The organism is Chryseobacterium aquifrigidense, from assembly GCF_006716485.1.
GTDB lineage: Bacteria > Bacteroidota > Bacteroidia > Flavobacteriales > Weeksellaceae > Chryseobacterium > Chryseobacterium vietnamense.
The window spans coordinates 453,186-475,295 of the sequence record NZ_VFPD01000001.1 but is presented as its reverse complement, the minus strand read 5'-3'; the positions used below and the strand labels follow the sequence as shown (position 1 = coordinate 475,295).

Here is a 22,110-nt window from a genome sequence, read left to right as displayed (position 1 = left end):
ATATGAAGAAGATTTTAATTGCTTCGATGCTTTTGGCGGCACAGCTCAGTTGGGCTCAATTTACTGACATCAATATTATCAAAGAAGTACAGGTAAAAAAGAAAGGTGTGGTAGTCTCTGCACATCCGTTAGCCAGTGAAGCGGGAGCCAAAATCTTAAAGATGGGCGGAAATGCTTACGACGCCGTTACCGCAACACAGTATGCCCTTGCCGTTGTATATCCGCAAGCTGGAAATATCGGAGGAGGCGGTTTTTTGGTAGGCGTAAAAAATAACGGGGAAAAATTTACTCTGGATTACAGGGAAACAGCTCCTAAAAAAGCTTCCCGGGACATGTATATTGATAAAAAGGGAAAAGCAGATACAGATTTATCCCAAAACGGAAGACTTGCTGTAGGTATCCCAGGAAGTGTGGCAGGATTCTTTGCTACTCTCAAATACTGTAAACTGCCAATGGAAAAGATTATCCAGCCCGCTATTGACCTTGCAGAAAAAGGATTCGCCATTACGGATAAGGAAGCGGAAATGCTGAATAATCAAAGGGAAAAATTCCAGAGACATAATAAATCATCTATCATTTTTGTAAAAGATACGCCATGGAAAGCTGGAGATCTTTTGGTTCAAAAAGACCTGGCAGAAACCCTTAAGCTAATCCAAAAACTGGGAGCTAAAGGTTTTTATGAAGGAAAAACAGCTGATCTTCTGGTAGCAGAGATGAAAAGAGGTAACGGAATCATCACATTGGAAGATCTTAAAAACTATAAAGTTGCTGAGAGAAAAGCATTAGAATTTGAATACAAAGGAAATGATGTTGTCACAATGCCTTTACCATCAAGCGGCGGAGTTCTTCTTGCCCAGATGCTCAGAGTGGCCAGTTTTGAAAACCTTGAAAAGTATCAGCAAAACTCTACAAAAGCTGTTCAGATCATGACTGAAGCAGAAAGAAGAGCTTTTGCAGACAGAGCAGAATATATGGGTGATCCGGATTTTATTCAGGATAAAACTTCTTACCTGATCTCTGATGATTATCTGAAAGGAAGATGGAAAAGCTTCAGTTTTGATAAAGCTACACCAAGTGCCGAAGTGGGTAAAATCATAGAACAACCTAAAGAATCTATGCAGACCACTCATATTTCTGTATTGGATAAGGATGGAAATGCAGCTTCGGTAACGACAACTCTGAACGGATATTACGGAAGCAAAGTGCTTGTTTCAGGCGCCGGCTTCTTTTTAAATAATGAAATGGATGACTTTTCGATCAAACCAGGTGTCCCGAATATGTTTGGGGCTGTGGGTGGCGAAGCCAATTCAATACAACCTAATAAGAGAATGCTTTCTTCTATGACTCCCACCATTATTCTTAAGAACGGAAAACCATATATGGTAGTGGGTACACCTGGAGGAACTACAATCCCAACTTCAGTGTATCAATCTATTGTCAATGTCGTAGATTTTAAACTGAATGCGAATATGTCAGTCAATGCACCAAAATTTCACCATCAGTGGCTTCCTGAAACCATAACGGTTGAAAATAATTTTCCGGAAAGCACTATTTCTGAACTGAAAAGTAAGAATTACGTTATTGAAAAGACAAAATACATCGGGAAAACAGAGATGATTGTCCTTGATGATAATGGAAATATCCATGCAGTGGCAGACGGCCGTGGAGATGATTCTGTTGCAGTGGAATAACTCTTATATCATAAAAATAAAATACATCCCGGGCTTCATTCTTCGAATGAAGCCCGGTTTTTTTTAAATCATCCTATACAACAAACGCTATAGATTCTTTTCAATGACTTTTGTCATGTTTTCAGATAAATTTTCTTAATTTTCGCCCTTAAAAAAACAAAACGACTGTTCTTTGAAAGCAAAAAAAATACACAATCAGCTTTATTTCCAGGTGATCATAGCCATTATTGCGGGGGTTCTTCTTGGAAAATTTTATCCTGAACTAGGAGAAAAGATGAAACCTTTGGGAGACGGATTCATTAAACTGGTAAAAATGATTATCGCTCCGGTAATTTTTATTACTCTTACGTTAGGAATCGCCCACATGACCGATTTGAAAAAAGTAGGCAGAATTGCAATCAAAGCAATGATCTACTTTTTCACCTTTTCAACCCTTGCTCTTATCATCGGATTAGTGGTAGGAAATATTTTACAGCCGGGGCATGGTTTAAATATTGATCCTTCTACTCTTTCAGGGGATGTTTCACAATATCAGGCAAAGGCCCACGAATCAACACTGACAGGCTTCATAATGAATATTATTCCGGAGACACTATTCAGTCCATTGGTGGGTGAGAATATTCTCCAGGTTCTTCTGGTTGCTGTTTTAATGGGAGTTGCTTTGGTTTTAACAAAAGAAAAAAGCCAGAAAGTAACCGATTTTCTACAGGATTTATCAACTCCGGTATTTAAAATCGTGCACATGCTTATGAAATTGGCCCCAATAGGAGCTTTTGGAGCAATGGCTTTTACGATCGGTAAATATGGGCTTCATTCTGTTCTGAATCTTATATTTCTGGTAGGTACATTCTATATTACGTCTATCCTTTTTGTAGTTCTGGTATTGGGAGCGGTAGCATGGTATAACGGATTTAATATTTTTAAACTCCTTTTCTACCTTAAAGAAGAACTTCTTCTTGTTTTGGGTACAAGCTCATCAGAATCTGCCTTACCGGGAATTATGGAAAAACTTGAAAAAGCGGGCTGTTCACGAGCTATTGTAGGCCTTGTAGTTCCTACCGGATATTCTTTTAATCTTGACGGAACGAATATTTATATGACCCTAGCCTCTCTCTTTATTGCTCAGGCATTAAATATTCACCTTCCTATTGAAAAACAACTGATGCTTCTTCTGGTGGCTATGTTAAGTTCAAAAGGGGCCGCAGGCGTTACCGGTGCCGGATTTGTTACCCTTGCTGCAACACTGGCTGTAGTTCCTGAAATTCCGATTGCAGGAATGACTTTAATTCTTGGGATCGATAAGTTTATGAGCGAATGCAGAGCTTTGACCAATGTAATAGGAAATTCTGTTGCTACTGTAGTGGTTGCCAACTGGGAAAAACAACTTGATAAGAACCAACTTCAATATTGCCTGGATTATCCGGCTGAAGTTGAGAAAAAACTGGAAGTATAAACAGGTGGCAGATCGTAGGTTGCAGGTATAAGGAGGTATTCATGAAGTTTCAGTGGAAGTTTATTAAGGACTATCTCCCTGTAAGCTTTAAACTCAAAACCTTAAACCTTGAACTTTAAATCAGAATACTTAAGCTTGACGGCTGTACTTTAACATGAATGGGTGATTTGATTTTATTGAATTCACCGTCAAGATGCCAGTTTTTGGTATTGACTTTAAAAGATATTTCAGAGACCGGAAGATAGGTGACATATTCATCATCTTTCAGTCTTTTGGTAAACATACGGAAGGCAAAAAGTGCAGAATATGTCAGGGGAAACTTTTTTACCAACACCATGTCAACCAAACCATCACTTTTGCTTGCCTTCGGTGCAATATAGGCGTTGTTACCAAACTGACGGGTATTGGCGATGTTCATCATCAGATACCTTCCATTGTATTGTTGATATTTTTCATCAAAAAATTTCACCTTGATAGGTTTATAATTGAAAAAGGTTTTCAGGGAAACTTTGATATAGTTCTTGAATCCGCGGCTTGTTTTTTCAAACTCTTTAACCACTTTACCGTCAAATCCCGTTCCCGAAACATTGATGGAAAGCCTATCGTTCACAGTAAATGTATCAATCTTTCTTGAGTTTTTTGCTTTTATTTTTTCTAAAAGTTCATCGAGATTTTTACTGAATTGTGTCTCGTTGGAAAATCCATTTCCTGAACCGGCTGGAAAAATAGCCAGAATTTTCTCTGTATTAATAAGGCTTTTGGCCACTGTAGAAATGGTACCGTCACCTCCTATTGCCACAAAAATATCTACCTCTTCAAAATGGGCCTGAATAAATTCCTCTGTCCCGGGAATGGATTCTGACACATAATACAATGGGTTATTAACCTTTGTTTTGAGTTCGTTTAAAAACGGCTGATAATTTTTTTTGGCCGAAAAAGGATTGATAATAAAAGCTACTTTGTCCATTACCACAAAATTAAAAAATGCTTCCAAAACTGGAAGCATTAATTTACTTAATTTTCATTCTTTCTTTAAATTCTGTATTTAATGTACCTTTCAGATCTTCCCATGAAACCGGAATAGTAATATCTCCTGCGGCAAAAGCAGCAATTTCATAGGGACTGTAGTGAAAATACAGGTTTTTATCATCAAAATAAAAGTTATCAGATGCCGGAATTTTATCCACTAAAAGCATTTCTGAGTTCTTCACTTCTCCATCTCCATCCATCGTACCACTATTCATTTTATCAATATTTTTCATCAGAATGGCTTCAATTTTATTTTTAGGCATTGAAGTAATGTCTTTCAGTTCTACTTTTTTGCTGTTTTTAAGATCAAAAACCCTTTCTGAGAAGCCATAATTATCATGTGCTCCTCCTTCATATCCGCTTCCCAAATATTGAATATGCATATAACCGTTGGCATTGGAAATAAGATTCATATGGGAACTTGAATACCAGTTCTGAGCATAAGTTACATCTGAAGCCCAGTCTTTATTATCATTTTTTACAGAATTGAAATAACTATTCTTTTCACTGTCCAGGTAAGCCTGAAGGCCGGCTTTGGAAAAATCTTTGATTTTATCATTCTGAAAATAGATGCTGTCTAACAGTTTTTTATCTTTTAAAGTAGGAAAAACCAGAAGTTTTGAAGTAAAGCTCACTTTTAAAGAATCGGTAATCTTTGTAGAGTCATTCACTTTCACAGAGTCTACTACAAATTCTTCAGCGGCTTTGCTTTCTGTTTTTTCTGCTGGCCCCGCTGTTTCATTTTTTTTGCAGGCAGTAACTGCTAAGAAAGAAGATAATGCTATAACAGCAATCGTATTTTTCATAATTCTATTTTTTTGGTATCCAATACAAAAACCATTCAAAAGATGAATGGTTTTTGAAAAAATTTTATTTTTTTGTTTAAGTTATCTCAAACATTACTTCTTAACAAGGCTGATTACCTGATTTTCAAATTTCGAAGCTACACCCCAGATTTGTTTAAATGCAGGGTAATATTCTTTCGGGTAGTCTGAACTTCCAATTTTTGTAGTTGTAGTTACCTCCAGCATATTTCCTTTTTGTTCTACAGAATAGGTATATGCTATTTCTTTATCTTCTGTAACGATCCTTTTTTCTTTAGGCATTTCCTCTATCTTGTATCCTTCAGGAATTTCAAGAATGACCTTTTTTGTTCTGGTTATGGGTGATCCAAAATCAATTGGATATTTTCTTACTTCGGTTTGATCAAATTCATTAGAGTTTTTACTTAAAAACAACATAGGATTGATAATCATTTTCTTCCCTACTCTGTCAATAAGGTTGGATGAAGAGAACTTCATAGTGCTTTCAAAGTCGCCATTTTCCAACACTTTTGAATTGATATCCGTGAAATCCATTGAAAAGTTTTCTTTATACTGCTTCTTGTATTTTTCTGCGTTATCATCATAGTTGTCTTTAGCATACATCGCGTATGCGCCTGTATCTTTATCCGAATAAGTACCGGAAATACTACCGTCATCATTGATTTTGGCATTCGCTGTAAGATAAGTATTGCTTGATTTTACATTGGACATCTGAATCTGCAAAGCTTTATCTTTAGTCACAAGGATTCCATATTGATTCCAGTTTTTAAGAGGTATTTCATCCAGTGAAGATTGTTTGGAGGTAGCATCATAAATATGCAGCTGCTTATCGATATCAATTGCTGCCAAAACAAAGTTCATATTGGAAATATTAGGGGATACCATATTGATCAATCCGTTCTCTACTGTAGAAATAATCAACGGATCAGCTTTAAGACCTGCTTCGCGAAGCATCATAACAAGGAAAAGATTAATTTCTGCGGCGTTGCCGGTTTTAGTTTCCAAAAGTTTTTTGATACCGTCTTCTGTATAAACCCCTTTGTCCTTATTCCATGTAAAAGTTTTCTGAACGTATGAAAATATAGCATTGGCTTTTTCAAGATCTGTTTTCATTTCCGAAACTCCTGCCGGCATATTTTCTCTTGCCAGTTTTGTTCTTTTTATTTCACCTCCGAAATCATCACTATCATAGAGTCTCTTTGCAATTTGATCCCATGAAGATGAATACAGTTTAAGCTCGCCAAAATTAGTAGAATTTAGCTCAGCACTGATTTTTGTTCTGAAATTTCTATCGTTTCTTACAAATTTTTCAGTTTTAAAACCAGTCAAATTCTCATAAGCAAATCTATAGGTTCTGTATTGCCCTCCATACAACTGTCTTTCTTCCATTTCTCTATACTTCGGACTGATTCCTCCTGTATAGTTTACATTATAAGACATATTGATCGGTGTATCAAAAACATATTCCGTATTCAGTGAAGGAGTATCAGATTCTATCAATACCTCTGGAATCATAAAGCGGAACGGAGATATAATTTCATATTGATATTCTATGACAGATCCATTTTTCACACTTGGAAAAGCAAATTTTGTTAAAGTAACATATTTATTCTCTTTACTTTTATACTGAGAACTTTTTTCCACTTTTACAGGAACAGCAGCTCCGTTTTCAAGATTATAAGTAAAAGCTTTGAACTTCCCCAGTGATTCTCTGTTGGTTCCAACATTATAAATAGGAATTTCAAGATTCAACCAGTCTTCAGCTTTATCTTTATTATAAATCTTCACTCTGTAAAAATATCTTTTGTGAAGATTTCCTGTATTGGAATCCACCATAAAATAAGCAGATTTGTATAAAATTTCGGCCGGAGCATTTTCATCTAATAAAGATTTTGCTTTCGACAGATCTGCCTCATTAAATTTGGGAGGGTTCAGAAATTCATATTTCTTCTGAGCATTGAACAATATTGCATTAGCAGAGCAAAAAAGCAATACTATAATTTTTTTCATGGTTATATTTTTGTTATTAAAATTTTCGAATTATCCATATTCAGAATCTTTTTTCTGAAACTTATATAATCGTTGTATTTTTCTTTTGGATATAATCCTTTATTGATCTGTACTTTTCTGATCACCTTTACCTGCCCTTCACTTTTAACAAAACTTAGTTTATAAGATCCAAATTCAGAAGTGATGCTTGAATTATCAGGAGTTTCATCCACCTTATACCCCAAAGGAAGTACATAAGCAATTTCATATTCGTCCTCATAAGACATACCGACTTCAAAAGGAAGCTCACGGGTTTCATCTGTTTTAAAGACAGCGTCATTAAAAATAGGCACAGATCTGAACAGAAGGCTGTTTCCAGCTTTTTTGGAGAAATTATTGGTCTTAAAATCAAGGTCGTAGGTAATAACAGCATTATCTCTGTCATTGTTAAAATTTTTCATTTCAACCTTTTCAAAATTTAAAACATTAAACCTCTCTTTTACCGCATCATTTTTTTCAGTAGGATTAAGACTGGCAAACCTTAAATTATAGTCATATTGATTTCCTGTATAGGAAAAATTTCCTGTCCCAATAATACTGTTATCCTCATTAAGGTTAACTCTCAAAGTCTGTTTTTCCTTATTTTGTTCAGCTTTATAAACTGGTGTATTAATAAGTTCTATTCCTTTAGGTGTTACAGCAAGTGCATTTCTGTCTGTTGTCCTGTAACTTAAATGGTTAAAAGCTATTTGCTGAGAAGTATTTTCAAGCCATATATTTCCTTTTTCAGTTGGAATCATCAGAATTGCGTGGTTTCCTCCCATAGAAGGAAATTCGGGATCAAAAGAAACCTGCGAAGAACTTGAATTGATAACACAGTATTTAGATGGAATTCCTGCTTCGTTCAATAGAATTTTCATATAATTTGTGAGTGCTTTACAGTCTCCATATCCTTTTTTGTGAACTTCATCCGGCTGCATAGGAAGCCAGCCTCCAATTCCTAATCCTACAGCTATATATCGGGTTTTGTTCTGCATATACTGATAAATTTTCTTTACTTTATCTTCTACAGATCCCTGTAATTGTAAAGATGCTACTTCAGCTTTAATAGCGGGAGTAGATACTGAAACCGGTTCCACCAGATCTTTATAATACCAGGTTCCGAAATCTGTCCAGTTATTTAAAGTCCCCTGCTTTCCTGCCAGGTTAAATTTTGTCAGAGCAAAATTTACTGAAGGTAAGATTTTAACAGGCTCCGGAATCATAAAGGCATCATCAATGGCAGGGACATTTTTATACGAATAGGTTTTATCATTTTCACTTCCGCTTTCTGCAACAGACGCATAGTTATACTTTGAAGGATATATCTTGGTACGCAGTTCAATTCCTGATGTATTAATAATTTTGAACTGAGCCTCCTCCAAAGACATTTTAATAGAGTGAAATGGTACAAAATCCTGAATAAAGATCGTATTCTTATCCTCGCTTTCATAAGAAAAGTCAACAGTATAAGGATACTGAACCGAAGTATAAGAAAATACCAGAATTCTGTTATCAGAATAGAAAACTCCCTGAGGATTATTGGCAAAATCTTTAAAATCCGACTTTGAAAAGCTCTTAACCTTTTTTCCCGCTTCATCATAAATCGTAACTTTTATGTTAGAAATACTTTTTGCTTTATCGTAAGGAATATAAGCCACAGCCCGTTCGTCACCATCTTTATTTAAAACTGTAGTAACAGTATTATATTGATATTTTATTTCATCAACTTTATTAATCTGGACAGTTGTAAAATCTTTACGGATAACAACGTCTGCATTTTTCTTTAAATTCTCAGGAATGGCAGAGGCAGGATAGCTCTGTGCGAAATATAGTGAGGCGGTAGATAAAGCCCCCAATAATAATATTTTCATCATAGTTATTAAGATTGTACAAAAATAATAAAATCTTAATAACTGTTAAAAAAAATATAAAAGGCTTCAATATATGAAGCCCTAACCTAATATTCAAAAAAGCACTGTATTAAATGTACTTATAAGAAAATGAACACATTATCAACTTTTCATCATTAAATTCTGAAACGTTAAAAACATAATATTTATACTCATTCTATATTGGGAGAAGGATCTAGCTATCCTCTGTGAATAAGGGATAAACTTCATATTATCTGCGTTTCAAATTTAAAATAAATTACGATTCATGTAATTTAAATAATGTAAAATTAATAATAAGAAAAAGTCCAATAAATTCTACAGTTGAAAAATTATTAAAAAAAAGACTTCAAAAATGAAGTCTTTTAATTTTTTTTTGTCTTTTTTAATCATTCGGGACCAGTTTACTATCAAAACGATCACTTCCCAGTCCCAATACTGGAATAAAAATAAATCCGAAAAGGAGAATCAGAATCGTGTAAAGAGGAGTTTCCTTCGCAAATCCTTTTGCCAGTCTGTCATATACGACCCAGCATGCATAGATATTCACCAAAGGAATAAAGAAAAGAATGATCCACCAGATGGGCTTTTTAACAATTTCCAGCAATACGATGGTGTTATAAATAGGAATTAAGGCGGCCCAGGCATCTTGTCTTCCTGCTTTCTGGAAGATTTTGTACATGCAATATCCATAGAATATATAGCACAGTAAGCCGAAGAACATCGTTCCGATCCCTAATCCTGCAGCCACTGCTCCAGAAGCTGCATCTGCCCCGTTGTAAGGGTCTGTTTGTAAAAGAGTTAACATATTATTGTTTTTTTGGTTTATCCAAATATAAAAAAAGCTTCTAAATAATTAGAAGCTTTTTTTATTATATTTTTAAAAACGTTTATGCATCAATTTTTGCATATTTCGCATTTTTCTCGATAAACTCTCTTCTTGGCGGAACTTCATCTCCCATCAACATGGAGAAAATACTGTCTGCTTCCACGGCATTATCAATAGTTACCTGCTTCAGTATTCTATGCTCAGGATTAAGGGTTGTTTCCCAAAGCTGTTCAGGGTTCATCTCTCCAAGACCTTTATAACGCTGTACTTCTACACCTTTACCGTCCGGAGCCATTTCTAAAGTAAACTCTTCACGTTCTTTTTCATTATATGCATATACTTTCTTGTTCCCTTTCTTTAATAGATATAAAGGAGGTTGGGCAATATAGATATATCCGTTTTCAATAAGTTCCTTCATATATCTGAAGAAGAAAGTAAGGATCAATGTAGAAATGTGAGATCCGTCAATATCAGCATCGGTCATGATAACGATCTTGTGGTATCTTAGCTTAGCCATATTCAATGCTTTGCTATCTTCTTCCGTACCTACAGATACTCCAAGAGCAGTATAGATATTTCTGATTTCCTCATTATCGTAAACTTTATGAAGCATAGATTTTTCTACGTTCAAAATTTTACCTCTTAAAGGAAGGATAGCCTGGAAGTGTCTGTCTCTTCCTTGCTTGGCTGTTCCACCTGCGGAATCTCCCTCTACAAGGAAAATTTCAGATTCTGCGGGGTCTTTGGATGAGCAATCGGATAGTTTCCCAGGAAGACCAGATCCTCCCATAGGAGATTTTCTCTGAACCATTTCACGGGCTTTCTTCGCTGCCTGTCGTGCTTTTGCTGCCAAAACAACTTTCTGAACGATCAGTTTTGCTTCAGAAGGATTTTCTTCAAGGAAATTGGTAAGCATTTCCCCAACAATTTTATCAACAGCTCCGGAAACTTCAGAGTTTCCTAGTTTTGTTTTAGTCTGTCCTTCAAACTGAGGCTCCATTACTTTTACAGAAATCACAGCTGTTAATCCCTCACGGAAGTCATCACCTGTAACTTCTACTTTCTCTTTCTGTGGAATACCCAGATCATCAGCATATTTCTTAAGAGTTCTCGTTAAAGCACGTCTGAAACCTGCTAAGTGAGTTCCTCCTTCATGGGTATTGATATTATTGACGTAAGAGTGAAGATTCTCATTGAAAGAAGTGTTGTAACGCATTGCTACTTCTACAGGAATATCATCTCTCTCTCCTTCCATGAAGATTACATGTTCCATGATAGACTCACGGTTTCCGTCAATGTAAGCAACGAATTCCTTTAATCCACCTTCTGAATGAAAAACTTCTGAACGGAAAGATCCGTCTTCTAATTTTTCTCTTTCATCAGTTAATGTAATAGTAATTCCTTTATTAAGATAAGAAAGCTCTCTTAAACGGCTTGCTAAGGTATCGTAATTATAAATTAATTCTGTAAAGATCGAATCATCCGGTTGGAAAAACTGTTTGGTACCTCTTTTTTCACTGTGACCAATCTCCTCTACACCAGTCTGAGCTTTTCCTCTTGAATAAATCTGCTGGTAAACGTTTCCGTCTCTGTAAACCGTAGTGATCATCTCGTTGGAAAGTGCATTCACACAAGAAACCCCAACCCCGTGAAGACCTCCCGACACCTTATAAGAGTCTTTGTCAAACTTACCTCCGGCTCCAATTTTTGTCATTACAACTTCAAGGGCAGATTTCTGTTCTTTTTCGTGGAAATCAACCGGGATACCTCTACCGTTATCACTTACTTCAATTCCGTTTCCTTCCTTGATGCTAACGAAGATCGTGTCGCAGTATCCTGCCAATGCCTCGTCAATAGAGTTATCTACTACTTCATAAACCAAGTGGTGAAGTCCTCTGACTCCTACATCACCAATGTACATTGAAGGACGCATACGAACGTGCTCCATTCCTTCCAATGCCTGAATACTACTAGCTGTATATTGTTTTTGACTCATATTAAATATTAAAAATTCTGCTCTATGCAGAGACTTACAAATATCGTGATTTTTTTCGAGGTATGAAAGTTAAAAAGTGTCAAAAAATTGTAGAGTTTTCTTATTGAAAACATAAGAAATAGAAAGCCGGTAAAAGATTCAAAATTAAAAGGTATTGGTGAAATACCAACTGTTGTAAATCATATTCAACATCAATAATTTATGCGTAAATTTATTTACTGAAAAGTTGATATTATGGATGATTTTATAGCAGCACGCGCTCAGATGGCACTTTCTCTGGGCTTTCATATCATATTCTCCTGCGTGGGTATGGTGATGCCTTTTCTGATGGCTTTTGCCCATTGGAAATATCTGAAAACGAATAATGAAGTATATAAGGGACTGACAAAAGCATGGAGCAAAGGGGTAGCTATCCTTTTTGCTACAGGAGCGGTTTCAGGGACGATGCTTTCCTTTGAGCTGGGACTTTTATGGCCAGGTTTTATGAAACATGCCGGTCCTATCTTCGGAATGCCTTTTTCTCTGGAAGGAACAGCCTTTTTTATTGAAGCTATTGCTATCGGCTTCTTTTTATACGGCTGGGAAAGGTTCAATAAATGGTTTCACTGGTTCTGTGGGTTCCTTGTAGGGGTGAGTGGACTTGCTTCCGGAATTCTGGTGGTGGCAGCCAATTCATGGATGAACTCTCCTACCGGTTTTGATTATATTAACGGACAATATCTCAATATAGACCCTATTAAAGCAATGTTCAATGATGCCTGGTTCCCACAGGCTCTTCACATGACGGTTGCTGCATTTTGTGCGACAGGGTTTGCTGTAGCAGGAGTACATGCTTTTATGATCATGCGAAAAAGAAATATTGAGTTTCATACCAAAGCTTTTAGCATTGCAGTAGGCTTTGCCCTGATTGGAGCTTTTGGCGCACCTTTAAGTGGTGATATTGCGGCTAAATCTGTTGCCGAAAGACAACCTATTAAGCTGGCAGCTATGGAAGCTCATTTTGAAACTGAAAAAGGCGCTTCATTCGTGATTGGGGGAATTCCTGATGAAGAAAAAGAAGAAGTAAAATATGCGGTGAAAATTCCAAAAGTATTAAGTTTTCTGGTGAGCAATGACTTCAATTCTGAAGTAAAAGGTCTTAAAGATTTCCCAAGAGACGAATGGCCTCCGATTGCAGTTGTTCATTATGCTTTTCAGATTATGATTTTCTTTGGCGTGGTGATGATTGGTATTGGTGCTATTTATTTATATGCTTTCTTCTTCAAAAAAGAATGGCTGAGCAAACACTGGCTGCTAAAAACGTTTTTAATAGCTACCCCTTTTGGATATATTGCTCTGGAAGCAGGATGGACAGTAACAGAAGTGGGAAGACAGCCGTGGATTATTTACGGAATTATGAGAACAGCAGACGCTGTAACTCCTATGCCGGGAATACAGTATTCTTTCTACTTCTTTACGGCTATTTTCATTTCATTATCACTGATTCTTGTTTTCCTTTTAAAGAGACAGATTCAAATGGTACCGAAACTTTACGATCCTACTGATGCTCAGTTTAACGATAAAAACAAAAAATCATGATTTATGTTGTAATAGGTTTTCTCTGGCTATCCATCTGTCTTTATATTATTCTGGGCGGAGCTGATTTCGGAGCAGGAATTGTGGAACTTTTCACCCATAAAAAAGCCAGGAATAAAACCCAGGAAATCATGTATGAATCCATAGCTCCTGTATGGGAAGCCAATCATATGTGGCTGATCATTGCCATTGTAATTCTCTTTGTAGGATTTCCCGAGATTTATACCACGATGTCTACTTATCTTCATATTCCTTTAGTATTAATGCTTTTAGGAATTATAGCGAGAGGAACAGCATTTACGTTCAGGCATTATGATGCTGTAAAGGATAACTGGCAGGTTTTATATACCCAGATTTTCTATTATGCAAGTCTTTTAACACCTTTCTTTTTGGGATTAATTGCTGCTGCAACGGTTTCACATTCTATCAATCCCGATGCTGTAGGTTTTCTGGATTTGTATGTATTTAGCTGGCTGAACTGGTTTGGAGTTTCCGTAGGTTTATTTACGGTAGCGCTTTGTGCTTATCTTGCTTCTATCTTTTCATTAAGAGAAACCCGTGATAAAACTGATCTTTTATTAATGATAAGAAAATCCAAACAGACGATGATCTTTGTGGTTATAACGGGAATATTGGTATTTGCTACTGCTTATATTTCAGACATTCCTCTATTAATGTGGGTATTTTCAAAACCTTTAGGTATTATGGCAATTGCCTTTGCTACTATTGCATTGTTGCTTATTTTAAGAGCCTTGAACCGTCAAAAATTACTTCCTGTACGTGCATTGGCAGGATTTCAGATGGTTATGATTCTGGTAGCGGCAACTTATCAGCATAATCCGGATATTATTTTATTAGGAAACGGGCAGCACCTTTCTTTATTGGAACATATGGCTCCTGAAAAGACTATTGCCGCATTGGGATGGGCATTGATGCTAGGCTCATTATTTATTCTTCCGTTTTTATTTTATCTGATGGCTTCTTTCAGTAAACTGAGAAAATAGATAAAATATGCAGACTTATAAAGATAAAACAGAGCTTATTGACGAGTTAAAGAAAAGATATTTGCTCTATGATCAGGAATTTGATGATATAAGAGAAGAGGAAAAAGATCTTCTGCAACCGGGAGTTGATAAAACGCCATCGCAAAATATTTCCTATCAGTTAGGCTGGACTCATCTGCTTTTACAATGGGAATCTGATGAAGGTAATGGAATTGAAGTAAAAACTCCTGCTCCCGAATACAAATGGAATAACCTGGGAGGATTATACCAGTCTTTTTATAATGAATATAGTTCTTATAGTTTACAACAGCAAAGAGAGCTGCTGCGAGATAAGGTGGATGAAATTATTAACTGGATAGAAAGACTTGATGACAACACATTATTCATTCCCGGACAGAGAAAATGGGCAACCACACCTGCCCAATGGCCCGTCTGGAAATGGATTCATATTAATACTGTGGCTCCGTTTAAAAACTTCAGGACACAGCTTCGGAAATGGAAAAAAGAAAAAGGTACAGCATAGCGTTGTACCTTTTTTATTTATTTCTTCAGAAAAATCTTAAGCCAGTTTCATCAAAAGATTTTCGTCAATTTTCTCTACTTTCACAATATTATTTTTTGTCAAAGTTTTCGAAGCTTTATCCCATTTTTTACCGGATAGCTGGCTTCTTTCTTTTACTTCCGCTAAAGACATTGCTTCTTCCTGAGAATTAAGGATTTCAAGGATTACTTTTTCGTCCTCTCCCAATTCAATTTGCGGAACCGCTTTTTCAGGTCTCATCTGCGGGAAGAATAACACTTCCTGGATGGATGCATTATCCGTTAAGAACATGATTAATCTGTCCATACCGATTCCTAACCCTGAAGTTGGAGGCATCCCGTATTCCAATGCTCTTAAGAAGTCCTGATCGATGAACATTGCTTCATCATCTCCTCTTTCAGATAAAGTCATCTGTGCTTCAAAACGTTCTCTCTGATCGATAGGATCATTAAGCTCTGAATACGCATTGGCAATTTCTTTACCGCACACCATTAATTCAAAACGTTCTGTTAAGCCTTCTTTGCTTCTGTGTTTCTTTGTCAGTGGAGACATTTCGATCGGATAATCTGTAATGAAAGTCGGCTGGATGAAGTTTCCTTCACATTTCTCACCGAAGATCTCATCAATCAATTTTCCTTTACCCATCGTCTCATTTACTTCGATACCGATAGACTTGGCAAAATCGTATAATTCCTTCTCAGTTTTTCCGGTAATATCGAATCCTGTAAATTTAAGGATCGCTTCGGTCATAGAAACTCTTGGATAAGGAGCTTTCCAGTTGATCGTGTGTTCACCGAAAGTAGATTCTGCATTTCCATTCACCTGAGTGGCACAGAATTCCAATAATTTCTCAGTGAAATCCATCATCCAGTTGTAATCTTTATAAGCTACATAGATCTCCATAGCGGTAAACTCAGGGTTATGCGTTCTGTCCATCCCTTCATTTCTGAAGTTTTTAGAGAACTCATATACTCCGTCAAAACCACCTACGATCAATCTTTTCAGGTATAATTCGTTAGCAATTCTTAAATATAATGGAATATCCAGCGCATTGTGGTGCGTGATAAACGGTTTTGCTGCAGCCCCACCGGGAATTGATTGTAAAATCGGAGTTTCTACCTCAAAGTACCCTGCATCGTTGAAGAATGTTCTCATGGCATTGAACAGTTTTGTTCTCTTCACGAAAATTTCTTTTACCTGCGGATTTACTGTTAAATCTACATAACGTTGTCTGTATCTTAATTCAGGATCTGTAAAACCGTCATGTACAACACCGTTTTCGTCAGTTTTAGCCTGAGGAAGAGGACGCAAAGCCTTTGTAAGAAGTGTAAAGTTCTTTACTAAAACGGTCATCTCTCCTACCTGCGTAGTAAACAATTCTCCCTCAATACCGATAATATCACCGATATCTAAAAGGTGTTTATATACTTCATTATATAGTTCTTTATCTTCACCCGGACAGATCTCGTCTCTGTTGAAGTAAACCTGGATTTTTCCTTTAGAATCCTGCAATTCTGCGAAAGAAGCCTTCCCTTGAATTCTGCGGGACATCAATCTACCAGCGATCTTCACCTGTTTACTTTCAGAAAAGTCCTGTTTTATAGATTCTGTAGTATCTGTAATGGTATACTCATCCGCAGGGAACGCATTAATCCCCATTTCAGTAAGCTTATTCAGCTTTTCTCTTCTAATGATTTCTTGTTCTGATAATTGCATTTCTTATTTTTCTAAAAGCGTACAAATTTAGGCATTTTTGACATGACCATCAATGGCTTTTTTCAGAAATTTTAAAATGTGGACAGGAAATGCGGGATACGGGGTAATGAGATTCGAGATATGCACTATCGTGCTATAAACCTTAAACTTTAAACCTTGAATTTTAAATGAACCAGGTTTTTCTGTTTTTTTGAGGAATAAACGTCCAGGCTAATATTCTGCTTACCTTTTGTCCCTGAGCCATATCAATCGTTTTCACTTCTACAGCTTTGACTATTTTTAAAAGAGTAGTCAGTTTATTAAGATTATCTTTTTTAGAAACCAGACATGTGAACCAAAGAACCTGCGATGAAAATAGTACACTTTCATTAATCATCTTCGTAATAAATGCCAGTTCGCCACCTTCACACCAGAGCTCAGACTGCTGACCACTAAAGTTAAGAACAGGTTTGGCTTTTTTTGATTTATTAAGATTCTTTGTTTTCCTGATATTTCCTTTCACTGCAGACTCTTCAGAATCATGAAAAGGAGGATTACACATCGTAAAAGTAAATCTGTCTTCAGGATTAATGATATTGGTAAAGATATGATCAGGATCAGGCTGACTTTTCAACTGAATAACAGAGATAAGGTCTTTATTTTGATCCAGAATATTCTGAGCATTTTTCAAAGAATCCTGATTGATATCTGTTCCCAGCATGGTCCAGCCATATGAACGGTGACTGATTAAAGGATACACAAGATTTGCTCCTGTTCCTATATCCAATCCTTTTACAGAATTTCCTGTCGGAATTGCACTCAGCTGTTCAGCTAAAAGATCAGCGATATAGTGTACATAATCTGCTCTCCCGGGAATTGGCGGACAAAGATTGGTATCCGGAATATCCCAGCCTTTAATATCATAAAAATGTAAGAGTAAGGCTTTGTTGAGCAGTTTCACCGCTTTTGGAATGCTGAAATTAATGGTTACCGTGTGATAAGCATTAACGAAAACATAATGTTTCAGTTCCGGCACACAAGAAATAAGCTGATCAAAATCATAGGGATTACGATGCAGATTTCTTGTGTGCAGACTGGATTTTTCAGCGGACATACTTTATTTCTTCTGACTTAAAATATATTCCACCATTTTTTTGGCATCTTCTTTAGATACCTGTGGATGGGCAGCCATAGGCACACTTCCCCATACTCCACTTCCGCCTTCTATAATTTTGGAAGCCAGCAATTCGGTATCCTTTTCAGAATACTTTCCTGCTATTTCCTGATAAGAAGGTCCTATCATTCTCTCATTCACAGAGTGACATCCTGAGCAATCCAATGTTTCCATGATCTGGTCACCTGAAAGATTGGATTGAGCAGTCTCTGAAACAGCTGCTGTCTCAGAAGAAGGAGCCACTTCTGCTGTATTTTCTTTTTTAGAACAGGAAATGATCAGAAGCCCGAGCATTCCTGCCAAAAGTATTTTTTTCATTATTTCTTCGCTGTAGAATCTGTTTTAGCAGCTTCAGGAGCAGTTGTAGCTGGAGTTGCAGCAGCAGGAGCAGCAGTTTTAGCTGTAGAATCTACAACGGTAGTTGCTTCTGGTTCTTCAAGCATCGTGTTAGTATCCTGTAAAGAATGATCTGGCTTTTTCTTGCAGCTTGCTAATAATAAACCTCCGATAAATGCGATTGCTAATACTTTTTTCATTTTTTTCTAATTTGGTAGCAAAAATATAAAAAATAAAGTTTTAAACTTATGACAAATGTTTTCTTTGATAAATATTTTTTAAGGGCTGAATTGTAATCAGATCAATAAAAAAATAATTCAAACATTAGGGAAATTTAAAGAAGCTTGCTATTTTTGTATCATGGATCATCCGAACCAAATCAATCTATTAATTGAAAAGTTTATGACTAAAAAAAATCTGTTGGGTATAGCTTTCTTTGCCCTACTCTCTTCTGTGCTTGTTTCCTGTGATAATTCATCGAACGAGCCACAATCAGAATATACTGATAAAATTGAATTGGTAACCTTATTAAAAACAACGAAATCCTGGGATGGAACTACGTATCCTGCCTACCCTGCAACTCAGCCGGAAATTTCGGTTCTTAAAATTGCTGTACCTCCGAATTCTGCACTCAGTTGGCATAAACATCCTGTCATCAATGCAGCGTATGTAGAGAAAGGTGAAATTCAGGTTGAAAGAAAAGAGGATGGAAAAACGCAATGGATAAGAAAGGGCCAGGTGCTTCCAGAAATGGTTAATACAGGCCACAGAGGTAAAACCGGAGACCAGGGAGCAACGCTGATTGTTTTCTACAGCGGAACTCCTGACATCCCTTTGTCTGAACCCGTAAAATAGTTGTTTTAAACGCTATGCTCATAAAGTAATTATATAAAACTCTATTTTTTCGTTCGCAAGGGCACTTCATTTAGATAATGACAACAGACTTTGCTAAGTGAAACGCCTTTGCAACCGTTTTAACAGTAATTTAAGAACATTTTTGCGATCCCAGCGTTTAATAAAAGATTATTATTGTTATATTTAATCCATGGTTTTAATTTCAAAAATTCTGTTTTTTACCAGTCATCATGGTTTTTATACTGTGATTCTGTTGCTGGTATTCTTTGGAGGACTTTCGTATCTGACCAAAAAAGCATGGTTTTTGATCCCCATTATTCCTCTGGCTATATTAAACGGGTTTGGAGGACAGTTTTTAAACGCATGGTTTTTAAACAAATACGGAGTGGAAAGTACTGCAATCATCACATCTGATGTAGAAACCAACTCTACCCTCAACGACATGTATATTCATGATTATGAAGCCATTGTAAAGAAACAGGACGGGAAATATATTTCAACATTTTTCTCTACTACAACAGCTTCTATCTATCCGATTGAAAATGCAATCAGAATCCCGCAAACGGAGGTTTCTTTTCCTGTAAAATACATTCCGGGATATGAAAAAAACATTGTCATTCTCTACAATCAGTCTGATGAAGGACAGGCTAATCTTAAGTATTCAAAGCTGGCTCCTGTGAACTCTGCAAGAATCAAATATGAAGCTGATAAAACCAATAAAGAATTCATTGAAGAGTATATTGCTGCATTGGAAGATTATGTAAAATACTATGATAATGAAACTTACAAAGAAAAAATCAAGGAATTAAAACAGGAACTCGAACAGCTTAAACAGTAGATTTTTATATTAAGTTTTTTTATTTTTTGATATTTTTTAGTCTTCGTATTAAAAAAATTTCTACATTTGTCCCATGTTAAAAATGAACAACAATATTTGGTGGTGGCTTTCAAACTCTTCGTCGGGTCTGAAGGTATTGTCATGTTGTTAAACACAGCAGAAATAATCAAAAAACAATATATAGGCTTTGACGGATACCGTTAAAGCCTTTTTTTATTCCTTAATCTCACAAAAAACAATAAGATGTTGACTAACACAATTACAATAAAAACTGTTTCGAAAAAAACACTGGGAGACCTTCATACTCCCATGAATATTTACCTAAAGATCAGAGATAAATTTCGTGATACAATTCTTCTGGAAAGTTCAGATTCAAAAAGTCTCGATAATAATTTTTCCTTCATCGCAGTGAATGCCATTGCCGGAATTGAAGTGAAAAACCTTAACGAATATGAAATCAAACTTCCTGCTTCTGCTCCTGTAAAACAATTTATTATGGAGCGAAATATCACAGATATATTTGAAGAGTTCCGAAAAATTTTCAACTGTGAAGAGACCAATGATCCTATTGAACAGACGGCTCAGAGTCTTTTTGGCTACACAAGCTTTGAGGCGGTACAGTTTTTCGAAAATGTTACTCTTAAACCGCAGAGCAAGGAAGTTGAAATTCCTGTGATGAGATACAGATTATACCAATATGTGATTGCGATCAATCATTTCAATGATGAAATGTATATTATTGAAAACTTTATTAACGGGGTAAAATCTGAACTTCATCTGCTGGAAAACCTTATTAAAAATCAGAATACACCGGTTTATCCTTTCGAGAAAACAAGTGAGGAAACATCCAATATTACAGATGAAGATTATATTGAACTGGTAAAGACAGCACAGAAACACTGTATGCGCGGCGATGTTTTCCAACTGGTTCTAAGCAGAAGATTTGAACAGAAATTCAAAGGAGATGAATTCAATGTATACCGTGCTTTAAGAAACATCAATCCCTCCCCTTACCTGTTCTATTTTGATTACGGAAATTATAAATTATTCGGATCCAGCCCTGAAAGTCAGCTCATCATTAAAAATAATAAAGCCATTATTCATCCCATTGCCGGAACTTCAAAAAGAACAGGAAACTTTGAAGCAGACCTTGAAGCCATTGAAGTTCTGAAAGCCGATCCTAAAGAAAATGCAGAACATACCATGCTGGTAGATCTGGCAAGAAATGACCTTGGAAAACTTGGAAAAAATGTAACGGTTACCAAGCTTAAGGAAATCCAGCTGTTCTCTCACGTTATTCATATGGTAAGTGAAGTAACGGCAGATGTTGAAGATAACATCAATCCTCTTGAGATGGTTTCTGCTACTTTCCCTCAGGGAACACTGAGCGGTGCACCGAAGCATAAAGCCCTTCAGCTGATCAACCAGTACGAGAAAGATTCCCGCGGATATTACGGTGGCTGTATCGGAATTATCGGACTGAACGGAACCTGCAACCAGGCGATTATGATCAGGACTTTCTTAAGCAAAAACAACACTTTATTTTATCAGGCGGGTGCCGGACTTGTAGCCAAATCTGTTCCTGAAAGCGAACTGCAGGAAGTCAATAACAAACTGAATGCCCTGAAAAAAGCAGTTGAAAAAGCAGAAAAAATAGTTGAAAAATAAACCCACCAACTAGCAAAAAAACAGCAACAACCTAACAAAAAAGCAATGAACAACAATATAAACACTCAGCAGACACCACTTAAAGTTCTCGTTTTCGACAATTATGACAGCTTTACGTATAACCTTGTTCAGATTATTGAAAGAATTCTGAATCAAAGAGTAGATGTGGTAAGAAATGATGAAATTACCCTTGAAGAGATTGGAAAATATGATAAAATCATCCTTTCGCCCGGTCCCGGAATTCCTGAAGAAGCAGGTATCTTATTAGACCTTATTAAAGAATATGCTCCTACGAAAAGTATCCTTGGAGTATGCCTTGGCCAGCAGGCTATCGCTGAAGCTTTCGGAGGAAGTCTGATCAACCTGACTGAAATCTTCCACGGAGTAGCAACCACTACCGAGCTGGTAAAAGAAAATACTAAATTGTTCAAAGATTTGCATTCCGGGTTGGAAGTAGGAAGATATCACAGCTGGGCGGTAAACCCGGAAGGTTTTCCGGAAGAACTGGAAATTACGGCTGTAGACAAAGACGGAATGATCATGGCTTTGCAGCACAAAACGTATGATGTACACGGAGTACAGTTTCACCCGGAAAGCATTTTAACGCCGGAAGGAGAAGTAATCATTAAAAACTTTCTGTTGTCATGAAAACCATAGAAAATTCTTCAACAACCATAAAAAC

At 36.5% G+C, this 22,110-nt stretch carries 19 protein-coding genes; 9 read left to right on the top strand and 10 right to left on the bottom strand.

The window, feature by feature from the left end; all coding sequences use genetic code 11:
• Nucleotides 1-2 precede the first annotated feature (2 nt).
• Together ggt and FB551_RS02095 are read left to right on the top strand one after the other, a co-directional pair.
• On the top strand, nt 3-1,691 hold the full coding sequence (gene ggt / locus FB551_RS02100) for a gamma-glutamyltransferase (protein WP_142014531.1): 1,689 nt from the start codon (nt 3-5) through the stop codon (nt 1,689-1,691).
• A 172-nt stretch (nt 1,692-1,863) separates the two neighbouring features.
• Nucleotides 1,864-3,144: a dicarboxylate/amino acid:cation symporter gene (locus tag FB551_RS02095; RefSeq protein ID WP_142014527.1), complete on the top strand. Its 1,281-nt coding sequence runs from the start codon at nt 1,864-1,866 to the stop codon at nt 3,142-3,144.
• A gap of 115 nt (nt 3,145-3,259) precedes the next feature.
• Here the strand turns inward: FB551_RS02095 and FB551_RS02090 are convergent, their stop codons facing one another.
• From FB551_RS02090 to gyrB, 6 genes are all read right to left on the bottom strand, one after another.
• Nucleotides 3,260-4,111, bottom strand: coding sequence for a diacylglycerol/lipid kinase family protein (locus FB551_RS02090; RefSeq protein ID WP_142018049.1), 852 nt, complete (start codon nt 4,109-4,111; stop codon nt 3,260-3,262).
• Nucleotides 4,112-4,154: 43 nt separating this feature from the next.
• Complete coding sequence (locus FB551_RS02085; RefSeq protein WP_142014524.1) at nt 4,155-4,979, bottom strand: RsiV family protein; 825 nt, start codon at nt 4,977-4,979, stop codon at nt 4,155-4,157.
• 93 nt (nt 4,980-5,072) lie between these two features.
• Nucleotides 5,073-7,007 carry a transglutaminase-like domain-containing protein gene (locus tag FB551_RS02080; RefSeq protein WP_047432165.1) on the bottom strand — a complete coding sequence of 645 codons (1,935 nt, stop codon included), beginning with the start codon at nt 7,005-7,007 and terminating at the stop codon, nt 5,073-5,075.
• Nucleotides 7,008-7,009: 2 nt separating this feature from the next.
• Entirely contained in the window at nt 7,010-8,902 is a 1,893-nt protein-coding gene (locus FB551_RS02075; protein ID WP_142014521.1) for a DUF3857 domain-containing protein, read from the bottom strand.
• Between the two features lie 400 nt (nt 8,903-9,302).
• Nucleotides 9,303-9,725 carry a DUF5684 domain-containing protein gene (locus tag FB551_RS02070; RefSeq protein ID WP_142014519.1) on the bottom strand — a complete coding sequence of 141 codons (423 nt, stop codon included), beginning with the start codon at nt 9,723-9,725 and terminating at the stop codon, nt 9,303-9,305.
• Nucleotides 9,726-9,807: 82 nt separating this feature from the next.
• On the bottom strand, nt 9,808-11,742 hold the full coding sequence (gyrB, locus tag FB551_RS02065; protein WP_047432174.1) for a DNA topoisomerase (ATP-hydrolyzing) subunit B: 1,935 nt from the start codon (nt 11,740-11,742) through the stop codon (nt 9,808-9,810).
• A gap of 234 nt (nt 11,743-11,976) precedes the next feature.
• Between gyrB and FB551_RS02060 the strand changes: the two genes are divergently transcribed.
• From FB551_RS02060 to FB551_RS02050, 3 genes are read left to right on the top strand one after another with little or no spacing between them, the layout of a single operon-like run.
• The gene (locus FB551_RS02060; RefSeq protein WP_142014516.1) at nt 11,977-13,320 is read left to right on the top strand and encodes a cytochrome ubiquinol oxidase subunit I; all 1,344 of its coding nucleotides are present in this window, start codon (nt 11,977-11,979) and stop codon (nt 13,318-13,320) included.
• Nucleotides 13,317-14,321: a cytochrome d ubiquinol oxidase subunit II gene (locus FB551_RS02055; RefSeq protein ID WP_047432178.1), complete on the top strand. Its 1,005-nt coding sequence runs from the start codon at nt 13,317-13,319 to the stop codon at nt 14,319-14,321. The genes FB551_RS02060 and FB551_RS02055 overlap by 4 nt, the downstream gene beginning before the upstream one ends.
• 7 nt (nt 14,322-14,328) lie before the next feature.
• Entirely contained in the window at nt 14,329-14,844 is a 516-nt protein-coding gene (locus FB551_RS02050) for a ClbS/DfsB family four-helix bundle protein (RefSeq protein ID WP_142014514.1), read from the top strand.
• A gap of 36 nt (nt 14,845-14,880) precedes the next feature.
• Here FB551_RS02050 and lysS read toward each other — a convergent pair whose 3' ends face one another.
• The 4 genes from lysS to FB551_RS02030 form a co-directional block, all read right to left on the bottom strand.
• Nucleotides 14,881-16,578 (bottom strand): lysine--tRNA ligase, encoded by a 1,698-nt coding sequence (lysS, locus tag FB551_RS02045; RefSeq protein WP_142014511.1) that lies wholly within the window; start codon nt 16,576-16,578, stop codon nt 14,881-14,883.
• Nucleotides 16,579-16,741: 163 nt separating this feature from the next.
• Nucleotides 16,742-17,671, bottom strand: coding sequence for a 23S rRNA (adenine(1618)-N(6))-methyltransferase RlmF (rlmF, locus tag FB551_RS02040; RefSeq protein ID WP_142014509.1), 930 nt, complete (start codon nt 17,669-17,671; stop codon nt 16,742-16,744).
• Between the two features lie 3 nt (nt 17,672-17,674).
• A complete protein-coding gene (locus FB551_RS02035) occupies nt 17,675-18,049 on the bottom strand; it encodes a c-type cytochrome (RefSeq protein WP_047432191.1) in 375 nt (124 codons plus the stop codon).
• Nucleotides 18,049-18,267, bottom strand: a complete 219-nt coding sequence (locus FB551_RS02030; protein ID WP_047423548.1) for a hypothetical protein — start codon at nt 18,265-18,267, stop codon at nt 18,049-18,051. The genes FB551_RS02035 and FB551_RS02030 overlap by 1 nt, the downstream gene beginning before the upstream one ends.
• Nucleotides 18,268-18,469: 202 nt before the next feature.
• On the opposite strand from FB551_RS02030, the gene FB551_RS02025 reads away from it, so the two are divergent.
• The 4 genes from FB551_RS02025 to FB551_RS02010 all read left to right on the top strand — a co-directional run bounded on the left by FB551_RS02025 (nt 18,470) and on the right by FB551_RS02010 (nt 22,076).
• Nucleotides 18,470-18,922 carry a cupin domain-containing protein gene (locus tag FB551_RS02025; protein WP_142014506.1) on the top strand — a complete coding sequence of 151 codons (453 nt, stop codon included), beginning with the start codon at nt 18,470-18,472 and terminating at the stop codon, nt 18,920-18,922.
• 190 nt (nt 18,923-19,112) lie between these two features.
• Nucleotides 19,113-19,760: a hypothetical protein gene (locus FB551_RS02020; protein WP_142014504.1), complete on the top strand. Its 648-nt coding sequence runs from the start codon at nt 19,113-19,115 to the stop codon at nt 19,758-19,760.
• 243 nt (nt 19,761-20,003) lie between these two features.
• Complete coding sequence (locus FB551_RS02015; RefSeq protein WP_142014501.1) at nt 20,004-21,428, top strand: anthranilate synthase component I family protein; 1,425 nt, start codon at nt 20,004-20,006, stop codon at nt 21,426-21,428.
• 45 nt (nt 21,429-21,473) lie between these two features.
• The gene (locus FB551_RS02010) at nt 21,474-22,076 is read left to right on the top strand and encodes an anthranilate synthase component II (protein ID WP_047432201.1); all 603 of its coding nucleotides are present in this window, start codon (nt 21,474-21,476) and stop codon (nt 22,074-22,076) included.
• The last annotated feature ends 34 nt before the right edge of the window (nt 22,077-22,110 follow it).

Coding starts and splice junctions, on each gene's coding strand:
- ggt (WP_142014531.1), top strand. CDS start 3: ATGAAGAAGATTTTAATTGCTTCGATGCTTTTGGCGGCACAGCTCAGT.
- FB551_RS02090 (WP_142018049.1), bottom strand. CDS start 4,111: ATGGACAAAGTAGCTTTTATTATCAATCCTTTTTCGGCCAAAAAAAAT.
- FB551_RS02085 (WP_142014524.1), bottom strand. CDS start 4,979: ATGAAAAATACGATTGCTGTTATAGCATTATCTTCTTTCTTAGCAGTT.
- FB551_RS02080 (WP_047432165.1), bottom strand. CDS start 7,007: ATGAAAAAAATTATAGTATTGCTTTTTTGCTCTGCTAATGCAATATTG.
- FB551_RS02075 (WP_142014521.1), bottom strand. CDS start 8,902: ATGATGAAAATATTATTATTGGGGGCTTTATCTACCGCCTCACTATAT.
- FB551_RS02070 (WP_142014519.1), bottom strand. CDS start 9,725: ATGTTAACTCTTTTACAAACAGACCCTTACAACGGGGCAGATGCAGCT.
- gyrB (WP_047432174.1), bottom strand. CDS start 11,742: ATGAGTCAAAAACAATATACAGCTAGTAGTATTCAGGCATTGGAAGGA.
- FB551_RS02060 (WP_142014516.1), top strand. CDS start 11,977: ATGGATGATTTTATAGCAGCACGCGCTCAGATGGCACTTTCTCTGGGC.
- FB551_RS02055 (WP_047432178.1), top strand. CDS start 13,317: ATGATTTATGTTGTAATAGGTTTTCTCTGGCTATCCATCTGTCTTTAT.
- FB551_RS02050 (WP_142014514.1), top strand. CDS start 14,329: ATGCAGACTTATAAAGATAAAACAGAGCTTATTGACGAGTTAAAGAAA.
- lysS (WP_142014511.1), bottom strand. CDS start 16,578: ATGCAATTATCAGAACAAGAAATCATTAGAAGAGAAAAGCTGAATAAG.
- rlmF (WP_142014509.1), bottom strand. CDS start 17,671: ATGTCCGCTGAAAAATCCAGTCTGCACACAAGAAATCTGCATCGTAAT.
- FB551_RS02035 (WP_047432191.1), bottom strand. CDS start 18,049: ATGAAAAAAATACTTTTGGCAGGAATGCTCGGGCTTCTGATCATTTCC.
- FB551_RS02030 (WP_047423548.1), bottom strand. CDS start 18,267: ATGAAAAAAGTATTAGCAATCGCATTTATCGGAGGTTTATTATTAGCA.
- FB551_RS02025 (WP_142014506.1), top strand. CDS start 18,470: ATGACTAAAAAAAATCTGTTGGGTATAGCTTTCTTTGCCCTACTCTCT.
- FB551_RS02020 (WP_142014504.1), top strand. CDS start 19,113: ATGGTTTTAATTTCAAAAATTCTGTTTTTTACCAGTCATCATGGTTTT.
- FB551_RS02015 (WP_142014501.1), top strand. CDS start 20,004: ATGTTGACTAACACAATTACAATAAAAACTGTTTCGAAAAAAACACTG.
- FB551_RS02010 (WP_047432201.1), top strand. CDS start 21,474: ATGAACAACAATATAAACACTCAGCAGACACCACTTAAAGTTCTCGTT.